The sequence below is a fragment of the Bacillus sp. 95MFCvi2.1 genome, assembly GCF_000374965.1.
Taxonomy (GTDB): domain Bacteria; phylum Bacillota; class Bacilli; order Bacillales; family Bacillaceae_G; genus Bacillus_A; species Bacillus_A pseudomycoides.
The window spans coordinates 88,343-101,837 of the sequence record NZ_KB895701.1 but is presented as its reverse complement, the minus strand read 5'-3'; the positions used below and the strand labels follow the sequence as shown (position 1 = coordinate 101,837).

The window sequence follows — 13,495 nt, the reverse complement described above, 5'->3', positions numbered from 1 at the left end:
CCTTAGAAAATTATAGACTAATTTCTTGAATAAGGAAATAGCATAATTAAACATATTAAAACATTTTTATGAACTTTTAAAGGAAAGAGTTTGAAGCCTAACCTTTTAACTATAATTTGTAAAAAGAGAAAATATTGTTGGTTTGAAACATAGTTAAATTATTTGTAAAAAAGTTTCACCAAATGGCTACCAAGGGTTCTGTTGCAAAGTTTTCTAAATGAGACCACACTCTAGAAAAAAAGAGTAAGGAGAAACATAAATGCAATATTTTAAAGGAAAACAGTTCAAGAAAGATATTATTTTGGTAGCCGCCCTGTACTACTGTCGTTTTTCTTTAAGTTATCGTGATGTCTCTGAAATTTTAAAAGAACGTGGAATCTCAGTTCACCCAACAACTATCATGCGCTGGGTTCATGAATACGGAAACCTTATCTATCAAATTTGGAAGAAGAAAAATAAAAACGTCCAATTATCTTGGAAGCTAGATGAAACCTATATAAAAGTCAAAGGAAAATGGTGTTATTTATATCGTGCAATAGATAAAGACGGGCATACATTGGATATTCAACTTCGTAAAAAACGGGATTATCCGGCTGCTTATGCCTTTATGAAAACATTTGGCGAACCAACGGCTCTAACAACAGACAAAGCGCCGGCATTACTTTGCGCATTTAAGAAATTAAGAAAACAAGGTTTTTATTCAAATACAACTCATTGTACAATCAAACATTTGAACAATCTCGTTGAACAGGATCATAGGCATTTCAAAACCTTCGGCATGCTTCACGTACGATAAAAGGAATCGAAACCATTCATGCTCTATATAAAAGAAACTGAAGTCTTGGCTCAGACTTCGGTTTTTCAACGTATAATGAATGACAGGAATTATTAATGGTTGCATAACCATTTAACGATGCAATCCTAGATTCTCTATGTTTTGGGTAACTTTGCAACAGAACTTTTTAACTTAATGGGCATGCCATAAAACCCCAATAGTGTATTTTTTTATAAAAATTAAAATAAAAAACAGTGAATATTCCATTTTTTATTTCTAAAGTTCTAAACATTTATATGATTATGAAAACAACATATATTTTAGTTGTACCAAAAATCTAAGCAAAAAGGGGATGGTTGTATGTTCAAGAAGTTAGTAGTAGGAGCATTAGCAGCTGGTTTTGCATTAACTGGAGGATCGGGAACGGTATCAGCAAGTGCAGAAGAAGATTACACGATTAAATCGTTCGAGTATTTAACTGTAGATGAACAGAGTGTGGATTCCCTGGCCAAAGTGAATAACAAATCTAACGAAGATATAAAAATAACCATGGTTTTGCCTAAACAGAATAACAAGGGAGATTGGTTAGCGTATGGTTTTACGAGCAGAGAAACCTTGGAGGCTTTCATTAAAAAAGATAAGCAAAGATTTAAAAATGTAATAAAGCCTCAACTTAAAAATGTAATAAAGCCTCTAGGTAGTGGTCCTGAAAGTACGGATTTCTATGAGCATATAAATAAAGGTGGACAGTATATTTATTGGAGCAGTGGGTTTACAAACTTATCTTCTGGCTGGAATGACAGAATTTCCTCCTTAAGTACGGCGTCACCTTCTGCAAGCTACTCAACGACGCTGTGGGAGCATACTTCATCTCAGGGATATGGTCAAGGAGTCATGTTTAGACATTATGAGTGGTATGGTAAAACTGCTAATATGGCTGCGGATTGGAATGATAGGGCTTCAGCAATTGAAATCACGATGAATCCATAATAAATAACGGGAAATTTCAATTGAACAGGTGAAGAAGTTTCAAAATCACTATCCTCTCATCGGTTTAGAAGAAATGGGAGAATAGTGATTTTTTAAGGGTATTAAATTTGGTCGAAAGAAAATTGAGATTGATAATAGATTTATATCCGTATATCAAGAATGGAAACAGCGTAAGTCAACCATTCCTACAAAAGCATTGGATATTTCACATGTTTGTCCTGGTTGAAGAGAGTTCATTAAAACCTCCATATCTATCTGGATATACTCTGTACCTTTCTTGATTCTGCCATCTTGAAAATAATCAGGGTTAGGATTTTTTTGATAAATACGTGTATTCGATTTGATACCTGAGATATAATAAGCCTTTTTATCTTGTATATGTTGAAGATCTTTCAAGTGAAAATAACCTAAATCCCGGATGCATAAATCTCCTGGGCATAAAGTATCTAAACAATCTGTACCAAAGGTTTTATCATTATTTTCACCTGGATCCATTTGAAAATTGAGGGATTTTCCACTATGTAAATCATACTCTAGCTGAATTTTAATACCGGCTGTTTGTGCACATCCTCCTGAACTAGGATAAATAGCAGCCAAATCTCGTGCGCCATACTTACTCTTTCGTTTTACAAAACCTGTCTCTTGTGCAAGTTGTTGAAGAATATGTGGAGATAGATATCGCTGTAATTCTTTAGCGAACAAATAAAACTCATCTTGAATCGATAGATTCATACAAAAACGCCATCCTTTCTGTATATTTCTACAAAAAGAATAACGCTTTCTATGAATTATGGATACAAATTCCTCTTAGGTTGATAGTAATGTATGGTGACCCCTATAGTCTATATTCCATTTGTTTAAGTGTTCATGCATTCTTGGTCAACAACCTGAGAACCAAATAAATGAGCTCTATTTTCAAGTTCACAATAGACTTATTCCTTCTTAATTAGCTCTTTTTAGAGGTAATTTCGCATTTTGCTTCCGAGTTCCAAGCCCTAATGCGATGGCAGCACCAATACAGCTAGAAAAGCAACCAGCAAACAAATACAATGATGGATCTGACTCACCGATTAAAACGGAAGCTATTCCTCCAATTACCGGGAAAAGTGCAACCATATAGCCACTTTGAGCTCCTCCAATTTTTTCTACAAGCTTCAAATAGAATAACCATGCTACAAATGAAGCAACCAGGGTTAAATATAGCAACACAGATAAGTATGAAAACGATGTTGGAAATATAAATTCTTGTCCTTGAAATAATACAATTACTCCCATCAATATACTGCCCACTGTAAATCCAATGGCATTTGCATAGATAGGATTCACCTTGTGACTTGCATTTCGTGCCGAGCTGGCATCACCTACTGCTGTAAGAAGCGTACCTAAGATCGCAACCATAATTCCTTTTATGTCATTGGACCCTTGAAAGTTGTTCAAATTCGGATAGATGAGAATACATACGCCTAATACACCCCAAATCCCCCCAAACAAAACGCGTGAATGTAACTTTTCTTTTAAAAAAATCCGGAGAGTAATCGGGGTCAAAATCACCTTTAATGAAAAAATCAATGTTACGATTGCTGCAGAACTCAAAATTGTGGCGTAATAAAGGCATAAGTAGCTTAATGCAAAGTTACATACACCAAAAACTATTACAAATGGGATATCTTTTCTTGTTGGCCTCCCTCTTGGTCGAAGGGACCAAACAAGAATCAAAAATAAAAAGGCTGTCATAACTAAACGATAAGTTAAGGATAATTCCAAGCTGACAGGAGTTCCTTGAATTTTTACTGCAATAAAGTTGAGTCCCCATACAATCAAACAAAATATGTACATAAATATTGTCATAAGTTATCTCCCAGATCAAAATTTTTTCTAAATTCATTATTCATTTATACTGTCATTTCTAAAAGGTACAGTTTACAATAAACACAAATGACAGATGAGGTATTTCAATGATGAATGAACTAATATTTAATATCAATCGAGAAAGTAACACTCCTATGTACCAACAAGTTTATCAATACATACGTACCCAGATTTTATCTGGTAAATTAGAAAGGAATACAAAGTTGCCATCGATTAGACAACTTGCTCTCCAATTAGAGGTCAGCAGAAACACAACTCAGGTAGCCTATGAACAATTGCAATCGGAAGGATATATTCGAAGTGAGAACAAAAAGGGATTTTTTGTAGAGGCCACTATATCGGATGAGACGCTTAATTATGAACCCATTAGAGAACAGCATCATGAAAAAAATCAAACTGACATGAAAACTATTGACTTTAAGATTGGGACAGTGGATCAAGAGAACTTCCCTTTGAAAAAATGGAGAATGCTTACAAACAAAATCGTTAAAGACTCTAGCATGTTTTCATACGGAGAAAAACAAGGCGATATTAAATTAAGAAAGGTACTAGCAGATTACTTGTTTCAATCAAGAGGGGTTAATACTTCTGCTGAACAGATTATTATTGGCAGTAGCACACAACACTTGTTATTACTTTTGTCGCTGTTGCTAAAGCAAGACTATCATTATCTGGCAGTAGAAGACCCTGGCTATGATGTGGCAAGGGAACTATTTGCTCTTCAGTCATTTATCATTGATCCGATTCCGGTAAAAGAACAAGGCATCCAAGTCGATCGCCTTTTAAAGTCGCCTTCTAGACTTTTATATGTCACTCCTACTCACCACTTTCCATATGGAGTGACTATCCCCGTCAATGAAAGATTAAAGTTAATTCAATGGGCAAAAAGGGTGGAAGGATATATTATTGAGGATGATTACGATAGTGAATTTCGATACATCCATCAACCTGTACCGTCTCTTCAAAGTTTAGATTCTAATGATAGGGTGGTTTATTTAGGAACTTTTTCAAAAGCACTGCTACCTTCTATCCGTGTCAGTTATATGGTTTTACCTAGGAGGCTAGTAAGTGAATATAAAAAGATACTCCCTTTACTTGAGCAAACATCCTCATCTATTCATCAGCGAACACTGGCGACCTTTATGGATGAAGGATATTGGTACTCACACTTAAGGAAGATGAAAGCGTTGTATAAACGTAAAATGAATCTATTGAATAGGGAATTACTAAAACACTTTAAGAATTATGTTGAAATAAAAGGTGGTAGCTCCGGAATTTTCGTTATTATTGAAGTTAAAACAAAAATGAGTGAAAAAATGCTAATTGAAAGGGCATATGAATACGGAATTGCAGTTTATCCTTGCTCGAAATATTTCTCGAAATGTATACCACGATATCCACATATTCAACTTGGATTGGGTAATTTATGTGAAGAAAAGATAATAAAAGGAGTATCTCAACTAGCAAAAATTTGGTTGTAATCTTGATTTTTTCCCTAAAAAAGTTTTTTCGTTTTTCCTATTAGCGGTAGCACCATATCGCTATCAAGCTAAGAAAATACAACTACCCCCAGAACGAGATTTTGTACTAATTCGTAATAAAAAAGCTCATTTTTTCGTTTTGGGGTGGATTTGTTTTCTTAAGTTGATGGGCATGGGGCGGTACGCCATTATGATGAAGATGTTCATCCAACTGAACAGTTTGCTCTTTCCCTTGCGCATTGTGTGGGGATTTTTTCATAAAGAAAAGACACTCCAATGAGTGCCTTTTCTTTACTAGTAAGTAAATCAGCAAAAGCAGCTAGCTCCAACTATGATTAATAATATAAAGAGCACAACGACTAAGGCGAATCCACCACCAAAACTACTGCAACTACCTCCAAAGCCCATAACAGTTCCTCCTTTTAGATAAGAGGGGAGAACATTGGGTCATTCTTGTGTTTTAACGGGTTTACATTACTTTATGTTTTATAATGATGAATGAGCAGGTCCTTTAAGAAATAAAGAAAAGACACCATAAGGTGCCTTTCTCCGACTTGAACCACTTTAATTTTAATAATATGTATTGGACTCCCATCCAATTACCATTTTACCATATTTATCTACATTTATTTTTGAGAAATATGATTCAAATCAGTATTTCATTCAAAAAACACTTTTTTGAGTTCTTTTGACTATTCAACTTTTAAATCAATCTCTTTATCCAACATATCACCATTAAATTGTAAAACTAATCCTTTAGCATATTTCGGTATATCGAATACAATTTTTCCTGACGAACTTGAATCTGGATTAAGAGTATCAAATTTAAATGTAGCATTATTCACAGCTTTAAGTGCTAATTGAGCTTCAGTAGTACTGTAATATTCTCTTCCTAGATCATCAATTAATTTAAAGTTTTTGCTATTTAGTGTAATAGGTTCCTCTTGACGATTCATAACGTAGACTTCTAAAGCTTTAAATATGCCCTGTGCTTTTACATCTTCATTACCTATAACATTTAGTGTCGGCTTTTTTCAATTAATGTACAATAATAGTATGAATATTCATTCTATATAAGGTGAGGACAGAATTCTTTTCATATTTATGATGAAATAAAAGTGAAACTATAAATTCTGAAGGGGTGATTGGTATGAAAATTGCAATAATGGCTGATATTCATGGAAATAAAGATGCCTTACAAGCTGTACTAACAGATATTAATAACCGAGGGATTCAATCTATTTATAATTTGGGGGATAGCTTATATGGTCCTTTATTTCCACTGGAAACCTATGATCTTTTAATGAACCAAAATATTCAAAGTATTAAAGGGAATTGCGATCGAATTTTATTAGAGCCTAATACGTCTAATTTAACAGTTCAATATGTACAGAATTTATTAGAGGATAAGCATAAAACGTGGATTTCTAATTTGCCTAATTTCTTACAAACCGATGATTTCTATTTTTGTCATGGAACACCGACAAGTGATGAAATATATTTGTTAGAGGAAATGAACTCTAGTGGATCAGTACTTAAAAAGACAGAAGATATTATGAAATTAGTAAGTGGTATTCCACAAAGGCTTATTTTTTGTGCACATACACATATACCAAGAGTCATTTCTCTTCCAAATGATAAAATAATTATTAATCCAGGAAGTGTTGGGCTACCCGCCTATGAAGATGAATTACCAATCTATCATAAAATGGAATCAGGTTCACCATTTGCTAATTATACAATTGTTACAAAACAAGAAAATGATTGGATGATAGAGCAATTACATATTCCTTATAATCAAGATGGAGCAATTAACAAAAGTGAAATAAACGGTCGCTTAGATTGGGCTAGAGCAGTGAAAACAGGAAGAATTTAAAAATAAGAGAACTTTAGCAGAAGATGTGACATGTCGACTTAAAACAAAGTTGTACTGTTTATAAAAAAGTCATGCCATTTTGAAGAAAGTTAAACTGTTTATAAAAAAGATGTACCAAAATTAATTACACTCTGTTATTTCACTAAAGGTGCAGGGTAGTTGTGCGAAATGTTTCTAGCTTAAATGGAGAATGGTCACATTACTCTGGTAAAGGCTAGACCGTTTCATCTTGATGAAACGGAAGGATTATATCGAAGAGTCGAATGATAGGGTAACGCCTTGAAAGGCTCTCTCTGCGTCGAATAGCACGACATTGAGTAAGAAGTTTCGTGTTATAAGCTCGGCAAATAGGCGTGAGAATTTACCGTAACAGTATCGGCTGACGAAAACCTTACCCGAGGGGGCGGTGTAAATTATGATGCTTGAGTTGAACAAATATGGTGAGAATGCAATGCACCTTACAATAAGAAATGGAGTTTCTGACGAACTTTCGAATGTACGGGTCTAGACCTGCAATACATAGAAATGTGTATCTCACCTTGTGGGAAGTTAGTAGTGGATGAGTAAAACTAGCTAATATGAAAATCCATGATACGTTACAGGCGTATGAAGATTAACAGGCTCACAGGAAGCACCTACGTTTGTTCTATAATAGATATAATTCAACGTTGTAAGCTGATAACGTGGAGGGCTTACTCCCTTTGAAGCGTTGAGTTGGAAAGCATTTGTGAGATTAGTGAATGTATAACTTCTCTTTATATCAGTGAAAGTGGTGGCACAGTATCGATGAAATGTCCAATCCACATGGAGGGATAGCCACTAGACTAATGAAGGATTATTTGTTCATGCAAGGCAAGTCTTTATCGATTAATAAGGTTTTTGTGAGACTAATAGAGGTTCACCTTTTGCGAAAGGCACCGACTTATTAATACGGAAGAATTGAGGCTCTGAAGATACACAGTATCAGAAGTGTCAATGAGCAAATAAATTTGGATTAGTTGGGGCGCCGTATGTGATGAAAGTTGCACGTACGGTGCTAACGGGGGGAAAAGGGAGCGATAACTTCAAACTCTTACCTATTCGTATGAATAAAAAAATAATATTGAAAATTGGTTATAGGGAGGAGAAATATCCGAATGGTTATTTTATGAAATTAGATAGGCAACACATATGCACCTGATTTTTATTAAGCTGCTAATTTAAAATGGAGGTGATTGTCTTGGATATTGATGTGAAAATTGAACAATTATTTTTAATTGAAGAACATCTTAATGAGCTTTCAGAACTTTTAATAAAGGTCGTAGAAGATGGGGCTTCAATTGGATTTTTACCACCAATGGGAAAAGTAGATGCAGAGAAGTACTGGGAAACCGTTCTTAGCCCCGAAGTGATTTTATTTGTTGCTAAATCAAACAATCAAATTGTTGGAAGTGTACAGTTACAATTATCGACGAAGCAGAATGGAAGCCATAGAGCTGAAATCGCAAAATTAATGACACACCCCAATTATCGACGTAATGGTATTGGTCGTTTACTTATGCAAAGGGCTGAAGAAATAGCAAAACAGAAGGATAGGTCATTATTAGTTCTTGATACAAGAGAAGGAGACCCTTCCAATAAACTATATACTTCATTAGGTTATATTCAAGCTGGGCGGATTCCTAACTATGCGAAATCTGAGAATGGTGAATTAGCTGCTACCATCTTCTACTATAAAAATAACAATTAATCTTCTTAAAACAGAGTTCGTTCGTGATCGTCATTTCGCAAGTTTAGAAGAATTGATTTTAGAATTGAACGACTACGTAAACTGGTTTAACAATGTTAGAATCCAGGGCACACTAGGCTATTTGAGCCCTGTTCAGTACAGGCAGGAACACCTTAAAAAAATTGTCTAGTTTCGTGTTGACATACCAACCTAAATTCTGAGAATACTTGAAAAATAAAGGAGCTTACATATTAGACATATCTAATATGTAAGCTCCTTTGATTTAGAGGTCATCATTCAAAAATGAATCCATTATTTAAAAGAGCCAATTTTGAAGGGAAGCACTGATTGTTTACTTTTTATTCACATGATAGTATAGTTCGAGAAGGTCTTCCACAGGAATGTTATTTATTTTCATACCCGTTATATCACTCTGCTGTATTTCCACGTTCCTAAGGTTACTATTATTTATTTTACTACCTTTAAGGTCACACCTTTCAAATGTGATTGGATTACCTTCATCTCCAAGACTTGTATCAACGAAACGAACCCCATCTAAAGTCACCAAAGCCATTTCACTATTAGAAAAATTTAGATCGGCAAACAATGTATTTCTAAAATTTATATTGTGGAACTTTGAATGACTAAGATTACAATTATTAATGTGGCTGCTCATCAAGTTACTATTGCTAAAAGAACTACCCTCTAAAGTTACTTGATAACACTCCGTTTTAGCCATACTACAGTTTTCATATTGAGTACCTGAAATGTCCTCATTTTCAACTGATTTTTCTATCCCTAATGGGGTTTCTATTCTCTTTATATAACAATATTCATCTTCGGTTTTAAAGGTTGCTTGATATCCCATTTTTTCATAAAAGTAGTGATTGTTTAGCTGTCTACTAGATGTTTCAAGATCCCAGGCTCGCACATTCGGAAACTCTTTTTCTATCAAATCTATGACCTTTGAGCCTATGCCTTTACCTTGAGAGTCAGGGTCTACAAAAATACGGTCTATTCTTCCGAAAGACTTACCGGAAATCGTGACAATAATTCCACCCACAATTGTTTTGTTGTATATAACCTTGAAGTAATTTAACTCCTTAATCATATACTTAGTCATTTCAATTGAAGAGTACCCTGGTGGCTGAATATTATAGTCAATTATATTCTCTTGATTTGGAAGCCATTTTTTTGCTTCTTCATCAAAAGTTCTTTTCTTAATTTCTGTTAACTTTTCAGCATCCGTAATAGATGCTTTCTCGATCCTTATCGTTGACATTTAGACGTCCCCTTTAAACTTATCGTTGGGTACCTTTAACCCTTATATTACCATATCTGAACTGGTTTAATTTTTCAACTGGGCTACTTCAATAGTTTAAGAAGCTATACTAAACTAGCCCCTAAGAGTGAGTTATATATGCTTATAAATATCTGCGTAAGCAGCCTTTAATTGCTTACGTAATTGCTTGTTCCCACCTCCCAACTTCTTGAGACGGCGTTGTAGCTACATAATAAACGAACTAGACTAAATATGTAAGCTACTGTTTATATTTCTAACATCTATAAAAAGAGAGGATATTCGTCTCTATATTGAACGAACAATCCTCTCTTCATAATACTCTAATTAACGTACAATTTTCCCGAAATGATATAGTGACCCCTACTAGAAGAATAATGGCTTTTATGTTGATTAATGTCTTCTTCTAAAATTTTAAATTTATTATGTCTATTTTTTTGAAATTACAGTAAACATCCCCGTCATGTTGGGTGAGTAATCTTTAAAATCATATTTTTCATAGAATGATTTTTTACCTTGTGATGCAAACAAACCAATAAACGCTTTATCTGGGGCATTCCGATTTAAGTATTCAACCAAAATATTCATTATTTCCTTTCCAATACCATTCTTTTGATAATCTGGATGAACCACTATATCTTGAATATAGAAATAGATAGCCCCATCGCCAACAATTCTCCCCATACCCACAATTTGATCATTATCATTGACTGTGATGCAGTGAATAGAATTTTGAAGAGATGTTTCCACCACTTCAAAATTCATATAATTAGTCCATCCCACAGAGTCACACAAATATTTGTATTCTTCCAATGTTGGAATGTTATTTTTAATCTCATATTTCTTCAAAATGTATCCTCCAAGACTTCAATTTCACCAAATAAAGTATATTCGACACAGTTTTATCTAATCCTCTTACTTACCAACTTAACCTGCCCCGTTAGGTTTTCCGCTTAACGTTGTAAATCCGCATAAACCTGACGCTACCCCATTCTGTAATTAAGAATTCTAGTTATAACATACACTTAGTAAAATCAGTGTATGTTTTTTGTGTAGTTCAACTATTCAGTTGAAATGTATAGTTGAACTGTATATAATAAGTATTAAGTTAAACTGTATAGTTGGACTTAATACTAGGAGGTGAATGAATGAAGCATAGATTACTGCCGTTATCCGAAACGATGCATTATATCTTATTAGCGTTACGAGAGCCGTTACATGGCTATGCAATTATGCAAAAAATAGAACGAATGAGTCAAGGGAATGTAATTTTAGCAGCTGGCACTCTTTATGGTGCAATCGAAAATTTGAGTAAACAAGGTTGGATCGAACCGGTAACAGGTGAAACAGGAAGACGTAAAATATACCAGATTACACATACTGGAGAAGAAATTTTAGGAATCGAAAAAAGAAGGTTGCAACATGTATTATCACTCTATGAAATGAGGTAGTTCGATGAAGAAATTTAAGTTATTTACAAATGTTTTAAACGAACAATTTTGGTTAAACGATATGCTTGCTCAAGGCTATACATGTACCAGTGTCAATCCGTTTGGGGTATATACATTTAAAAAAACAAATATCAAAAAAGTAATGCGCCTTGACTATCAAGATTATATGAGCAAGGAAAAATACGATGAATACGTTGCAATACATGAAGACTTTGGCTGGGAGCATGTTTATGGTAGTCGCTTCGGTAGCATGCACTATTGGCAAAAGGAAGAGGATGGGCGTGATGAAATGTTCTCTGATCAAACGTCCCGAGTCGCTTTTTACAAGCGATTATCGAACTATTCGTTTACGTGTGCGATGATGTCTTTTATGTACACAATTGTGTTATTTAACGGTCCGTCATTTATTCGTTTATTCAATCCTAAAGTGAGCTATTTAACAGAGGGATTATGGGAAAAGGAAGGGACAGCGTTTTGGAGTACTTTTTTATTTGAAACTCCATTTGCTATGCTTCGCTTTTTATCACCTTGGATTTTTATCATTGCATTCCTTTTCTTCTTGTATTCCTATTCACAATATAATAAGAAAAAGAAAGAATTAACTTAAATTGAAACATATGAATGTTACATAAGGAAGCGTTTATGCAATATCCGGTTTCTGAAATGTTTTTTAACCCAGGCATCATCAAAAGTGTATTGTCCACTTTTAGTGATGCTTTTTCATCTGTACATTTAGAATAAGTTTAAAAATAATGTAACAAAAAAATGAATAAAATTAATATATAATATATTTTATTTCGATTAGATAAAAAATATTTCATTTTTGTTACAAAAAATATTGATTATATTTAAATATCATAATATAATTCTGTTTATGGAAATAAAGACTAAAATTATTCATTATTTGGAGTATATGGAAAATGAAGAAAGCTATTTTACCAGTTTTAATGTCTGCAATGCTTGTAGTTCCTGCGGTATCACATGCTGAAAAACAAGATAATGTGAAACAGACCACTGCAAAGGCAGAACAGACAATGCAAAAAAGTGGTTGGGTAAAAGAGGGAGATACATGGTATTTCTATGATCAAAAAGGTATGAAGAAAATAGGTTGGCTACAAGATGGAGGAAAATGGTATTATTTTGATGCAAGCGGAAAAATGCAAACGGGTCCTATTGAAGATGGAAATAATAGATTTTACTTATTAGAAGCAGACGGTGCACTGCATACTAATGAAGGATGGGTTCAATATGAAGGAGGTTGGTATTACGTTCTCCAAGGCGGAAATCTACACACAGGTCATCTTGAATATAATGGTAAAACATATTTTTTAAGTGGATATAGTAATGGGAGAATGCAAACAGGTTGGATAGGAGAATACCGCACTGCTAGCTATTATTTTGAAGATGGATCCATGGCAACTGGGTGGAATTTAATTAAGAATGAGTGGTACTACTTTAATAACGAGGGTATTAGCTATAATGGCTGGTTACAGTACAAAGGAAGCTGGTATTACTTTGTTGCTGGAAAGATGCAAACAGGCTGGGTACAAGATAAAGATAATTGGTACTATCTAAATGAAGATGGCACGATGAAAACTGGCTGGATACAAGATAAAGGGAATTGGTATTACTTAGATGAAGATGGACGGATGTCTTTAAAGTTAAAAACTATTAATGAAAAGACATATTACTTTGGTTATGAAGGGGTTATGTCTACAGGATGGATAAGTTTTGGTAAATCCGATGCTGATGCAGTATGGCGTTATTTCATAGAAGATGGTTCTATGGCTACGGATTGGAGAAAAATTGAAGGTAACTGGTATTACTTTGATAACTATGGATATATGGCTACTGGATGGAAGAATATCAATGGAAAATGGTATCAATTTGCCGATAATGGCGTTATGATATAACAAAAGGCCTTTTAAATTGAATATATGACACCAGATATCTATTTTAAGATATTTCTATAATGAGAAAAGACACCTGAGAGGGTGTCTTTTTGGGTGTTATCCCTTCTTATTAATCTAGAAGGAATAATGTTT

General features: G+C 34.1%; 14 protein-coding genes and 2 pseudogenes. 9 read left to right on the top strand and 7 right to left on the bottom strand.

Annotated elements, in window-relative coordinates:
- Positions 1–259: 259 nt before the first annotated feature.
- Together C568_RS31995 and C568_RS0117395 are read left to right on the top strand one after the other, a co-directional pair.
- Positions 260–879 (top strand): annotated as a pseudogene (locus tag C568_RS31995) (IS6 family transposase).
- A 256-nt stretch (positions 880–1,135) separates the two neighbouring features.
- The gene (locus C568_RS0117395; RefSeq protein ID WP_018782275.1) at positions 1,136–1,765 is read left to right on the top strand and encodes a hypothetical protein; all 630 of its coding nucleotides are present in this window, start codon (positions 1,136–1,138) and stop codon (positions 1,763–1,765) included.
- Positions 1,766–1,939: 174 nt separating this feature from the next.
- On the opposite strand, the pseudogene C568_RS0117390 reads toward C568_RS0117395, so the two are convergent.
- A pseudogene (locus tag C568_RS0117390) lies at positions 1,940–2,497 on the bottom strand (transposase); the annotation flags it as partial.
- 210 nt (positions 2,498–2,707) lie between these two features.
- Entirely contained in the window at positions 2,708–3,613 is a 906-nt protein-coding gene (locus C568_RS0117385; RefSeq protein WP_018782273.1) for a DMT family transporter, read from the bottom strand.
- 110 nt (positions 3,614–3,723) lie between these two features.
- Here C568_RS0117385 and pdxR point away from each other — a divergent pair, with 110 nt between their 5' ends.
- The gene (gene pdxR, locus C568_RS0117380) at positions 3,724–5,115 is read left to right on the top strand and encodes a MocR-like pyridoxine biosynthesis transcription factor PdxR (RefSeq protein WP_029427436.1); all 1,392 of its coding nucleotides are present in this window, start codon (positions 3,724–3,726) and stop codon (positions 5,113–5,115) included.
- A gap of 106 nt (positions 5,116–5,221) precedes the next feature.
- On the opposite strand, the gene C568_RS34815 is transcribed toward pdxR, so the two are convergent.
- From C568_RS34815 to C568_RS31990, 3 genes are all read right to left on the bottom strand, one after another.
- Positions 5,222–5,374, bottom strand: a complete 153-nt coding sequence (locus C568_RS34815; RefSeq protein WP_003203102.1) for a hypothetical protein — start codon at positions 5,372–5,374, stop codon at positions 5,222–5,224.
- Between the two features lie 47 nt (positions 5,375–5,421).
- Positions 5,422–5,523, bottom strand: a complete 102-nt coding sequence (locus tag C568_RS33205) for a YjcZ family sporulation protein (RefSeq protein WP_018764670.1) — start codon at positions 5,521–5,523, stop codon at positions 5,422–5,424.
- 284 nt (positions 5,524–5,807) lie between these two features.
- Positions 5,808–6,128, bottom strand: a complete 321-nt coding sequence (locus C568_RS31990; protein WP_080740046.1) for a DUF4352 domain-containing protein — start codon at positions 6,126–6,128, stop codon at positions 5,808–5,810.
- Positions 6,129–6,265: 137 nt separating this feature from the next.
- On the opposite strand from C568_RS31990, the gene C568_RS0117360 reads away from it, so the two are divergent.
- The 3 genes from C568_RS0117360 to C568_RS33200 all read left to right on the top strand — a co-directional run bounded on the left by C568_RS0117360 (position 6,266) and on the right by C568_RS33200 (position 8,889).
- Entirely contained in the window at positions 6,266–6,991 is a 726-nt protein-coding gene (locus tag C568_RS0117360; protein WP_018782271.1) for a metallophosphoesterase family protein, read from the top strand.
- A 1,219-nt stretch (positions 6,992–8,210) separates the two neighbouring features.
- Positions 8,211–8,720, top strand: coding sequence for a GNAT family N-acetyltransferase (locus C568_RS0117345; RefSeq protein WP_006095682.1), 510 nt, complete (start codon positions 8,211–8,213; stop codon positions 8,718–8,720).
- Positions 8,686–8,889 (top strand): IS3 family transposase, encoded by a 204-nt coding sequence (locus C568_RS33200; protein ID WP_080548478.1) that lies wholly within the window; start codon positions 8,686–8,688, stop codon positions 8,887–8,889. The genes C568_RS0117345 and C568_RS33200 overlap by 35 nt, the downstream gene beginning before the upstream one ends.
- 162 nt (positions 8,890–9,051) lie before the next feature.
- Here the strand turns inward: C568_RS33200 and C568_RS0117340 are convergent, their stop codons facing one another.
- Both C568_RS0117340 and C568_RS0117335 read right to left on the bottom strand, forming a co-directional pair.
- The gene (locus tag C568_RS0117340; protein ID WP_018782268.1) at positions 9,052–9,981 is read right to left on the bottom strand and encodes a GNAT family N-acetyltransferase; all 930 of its coding nucleotides are present in this window, start codon (positions 9,979–9,981) and stop codon (positions 9,052–9,054) included.
- A gap of 447 nt (positions 9,982–10,428) precedes the next feature.
- Complete coding sequence (locus C568_RS0117335; RefSeq protein WP_003210015.1) at positions 10,429–10,848, bottom strand: GNAT family N-acetyltransferase; 420 nt, start codon at positions 10,846–10,848, stop codon at positions 10,429–10,431.
- Positions 10,849–11,147: 299 nt separating this feature from the next.
- Between C568_RS0117335 and C568_RS0117330 the strand changes: the two genes are divergently transcribed.
- From C568_RS0117330 to C568_RS0117320, 3 genes are all read left to right on the top strand, one after another.
- The gene (locus C568_RS0117330) at positions 11,148–11,450 is read left to right on the top strand and encodes a PadR family transcriptional regulator (RefSeq protein WP_018782267.1); all 303 of its coding nucleotides are present in this window, start codon (positions 11,148–11,150) and stop codon (positions 11,448–11,450) included.
- A 4-nt stretch (positions 11,451–11,454) separates the two neighbouring features.
- Positions 11,455–12,057 (top strand): DUF2812 domain-containing protein, encoded by a 603-nt coding sequence (locus C568_RS0117325; protein ID WP_003203117.1) that lies wholly within the window; start codon positions 11,455–11,457, stop codon positions 12,055–12,057.
- 313 nt (positions 12,058–12,370) lie between these two features.
- Positions 12,371–13,363: a glucan-binding protein gene (locus C568_RS0117320; RefSeq protein ID WP_018782266.1), complete on the top strand. Its 993-nt coding sequence runs from the start codon at positions 12,371–12,373 to the stop codon at positions 13,361–13,363.
- The last annotated feature ends 132 nt before the right edge of the window (positions 13,364–13,495 follow it).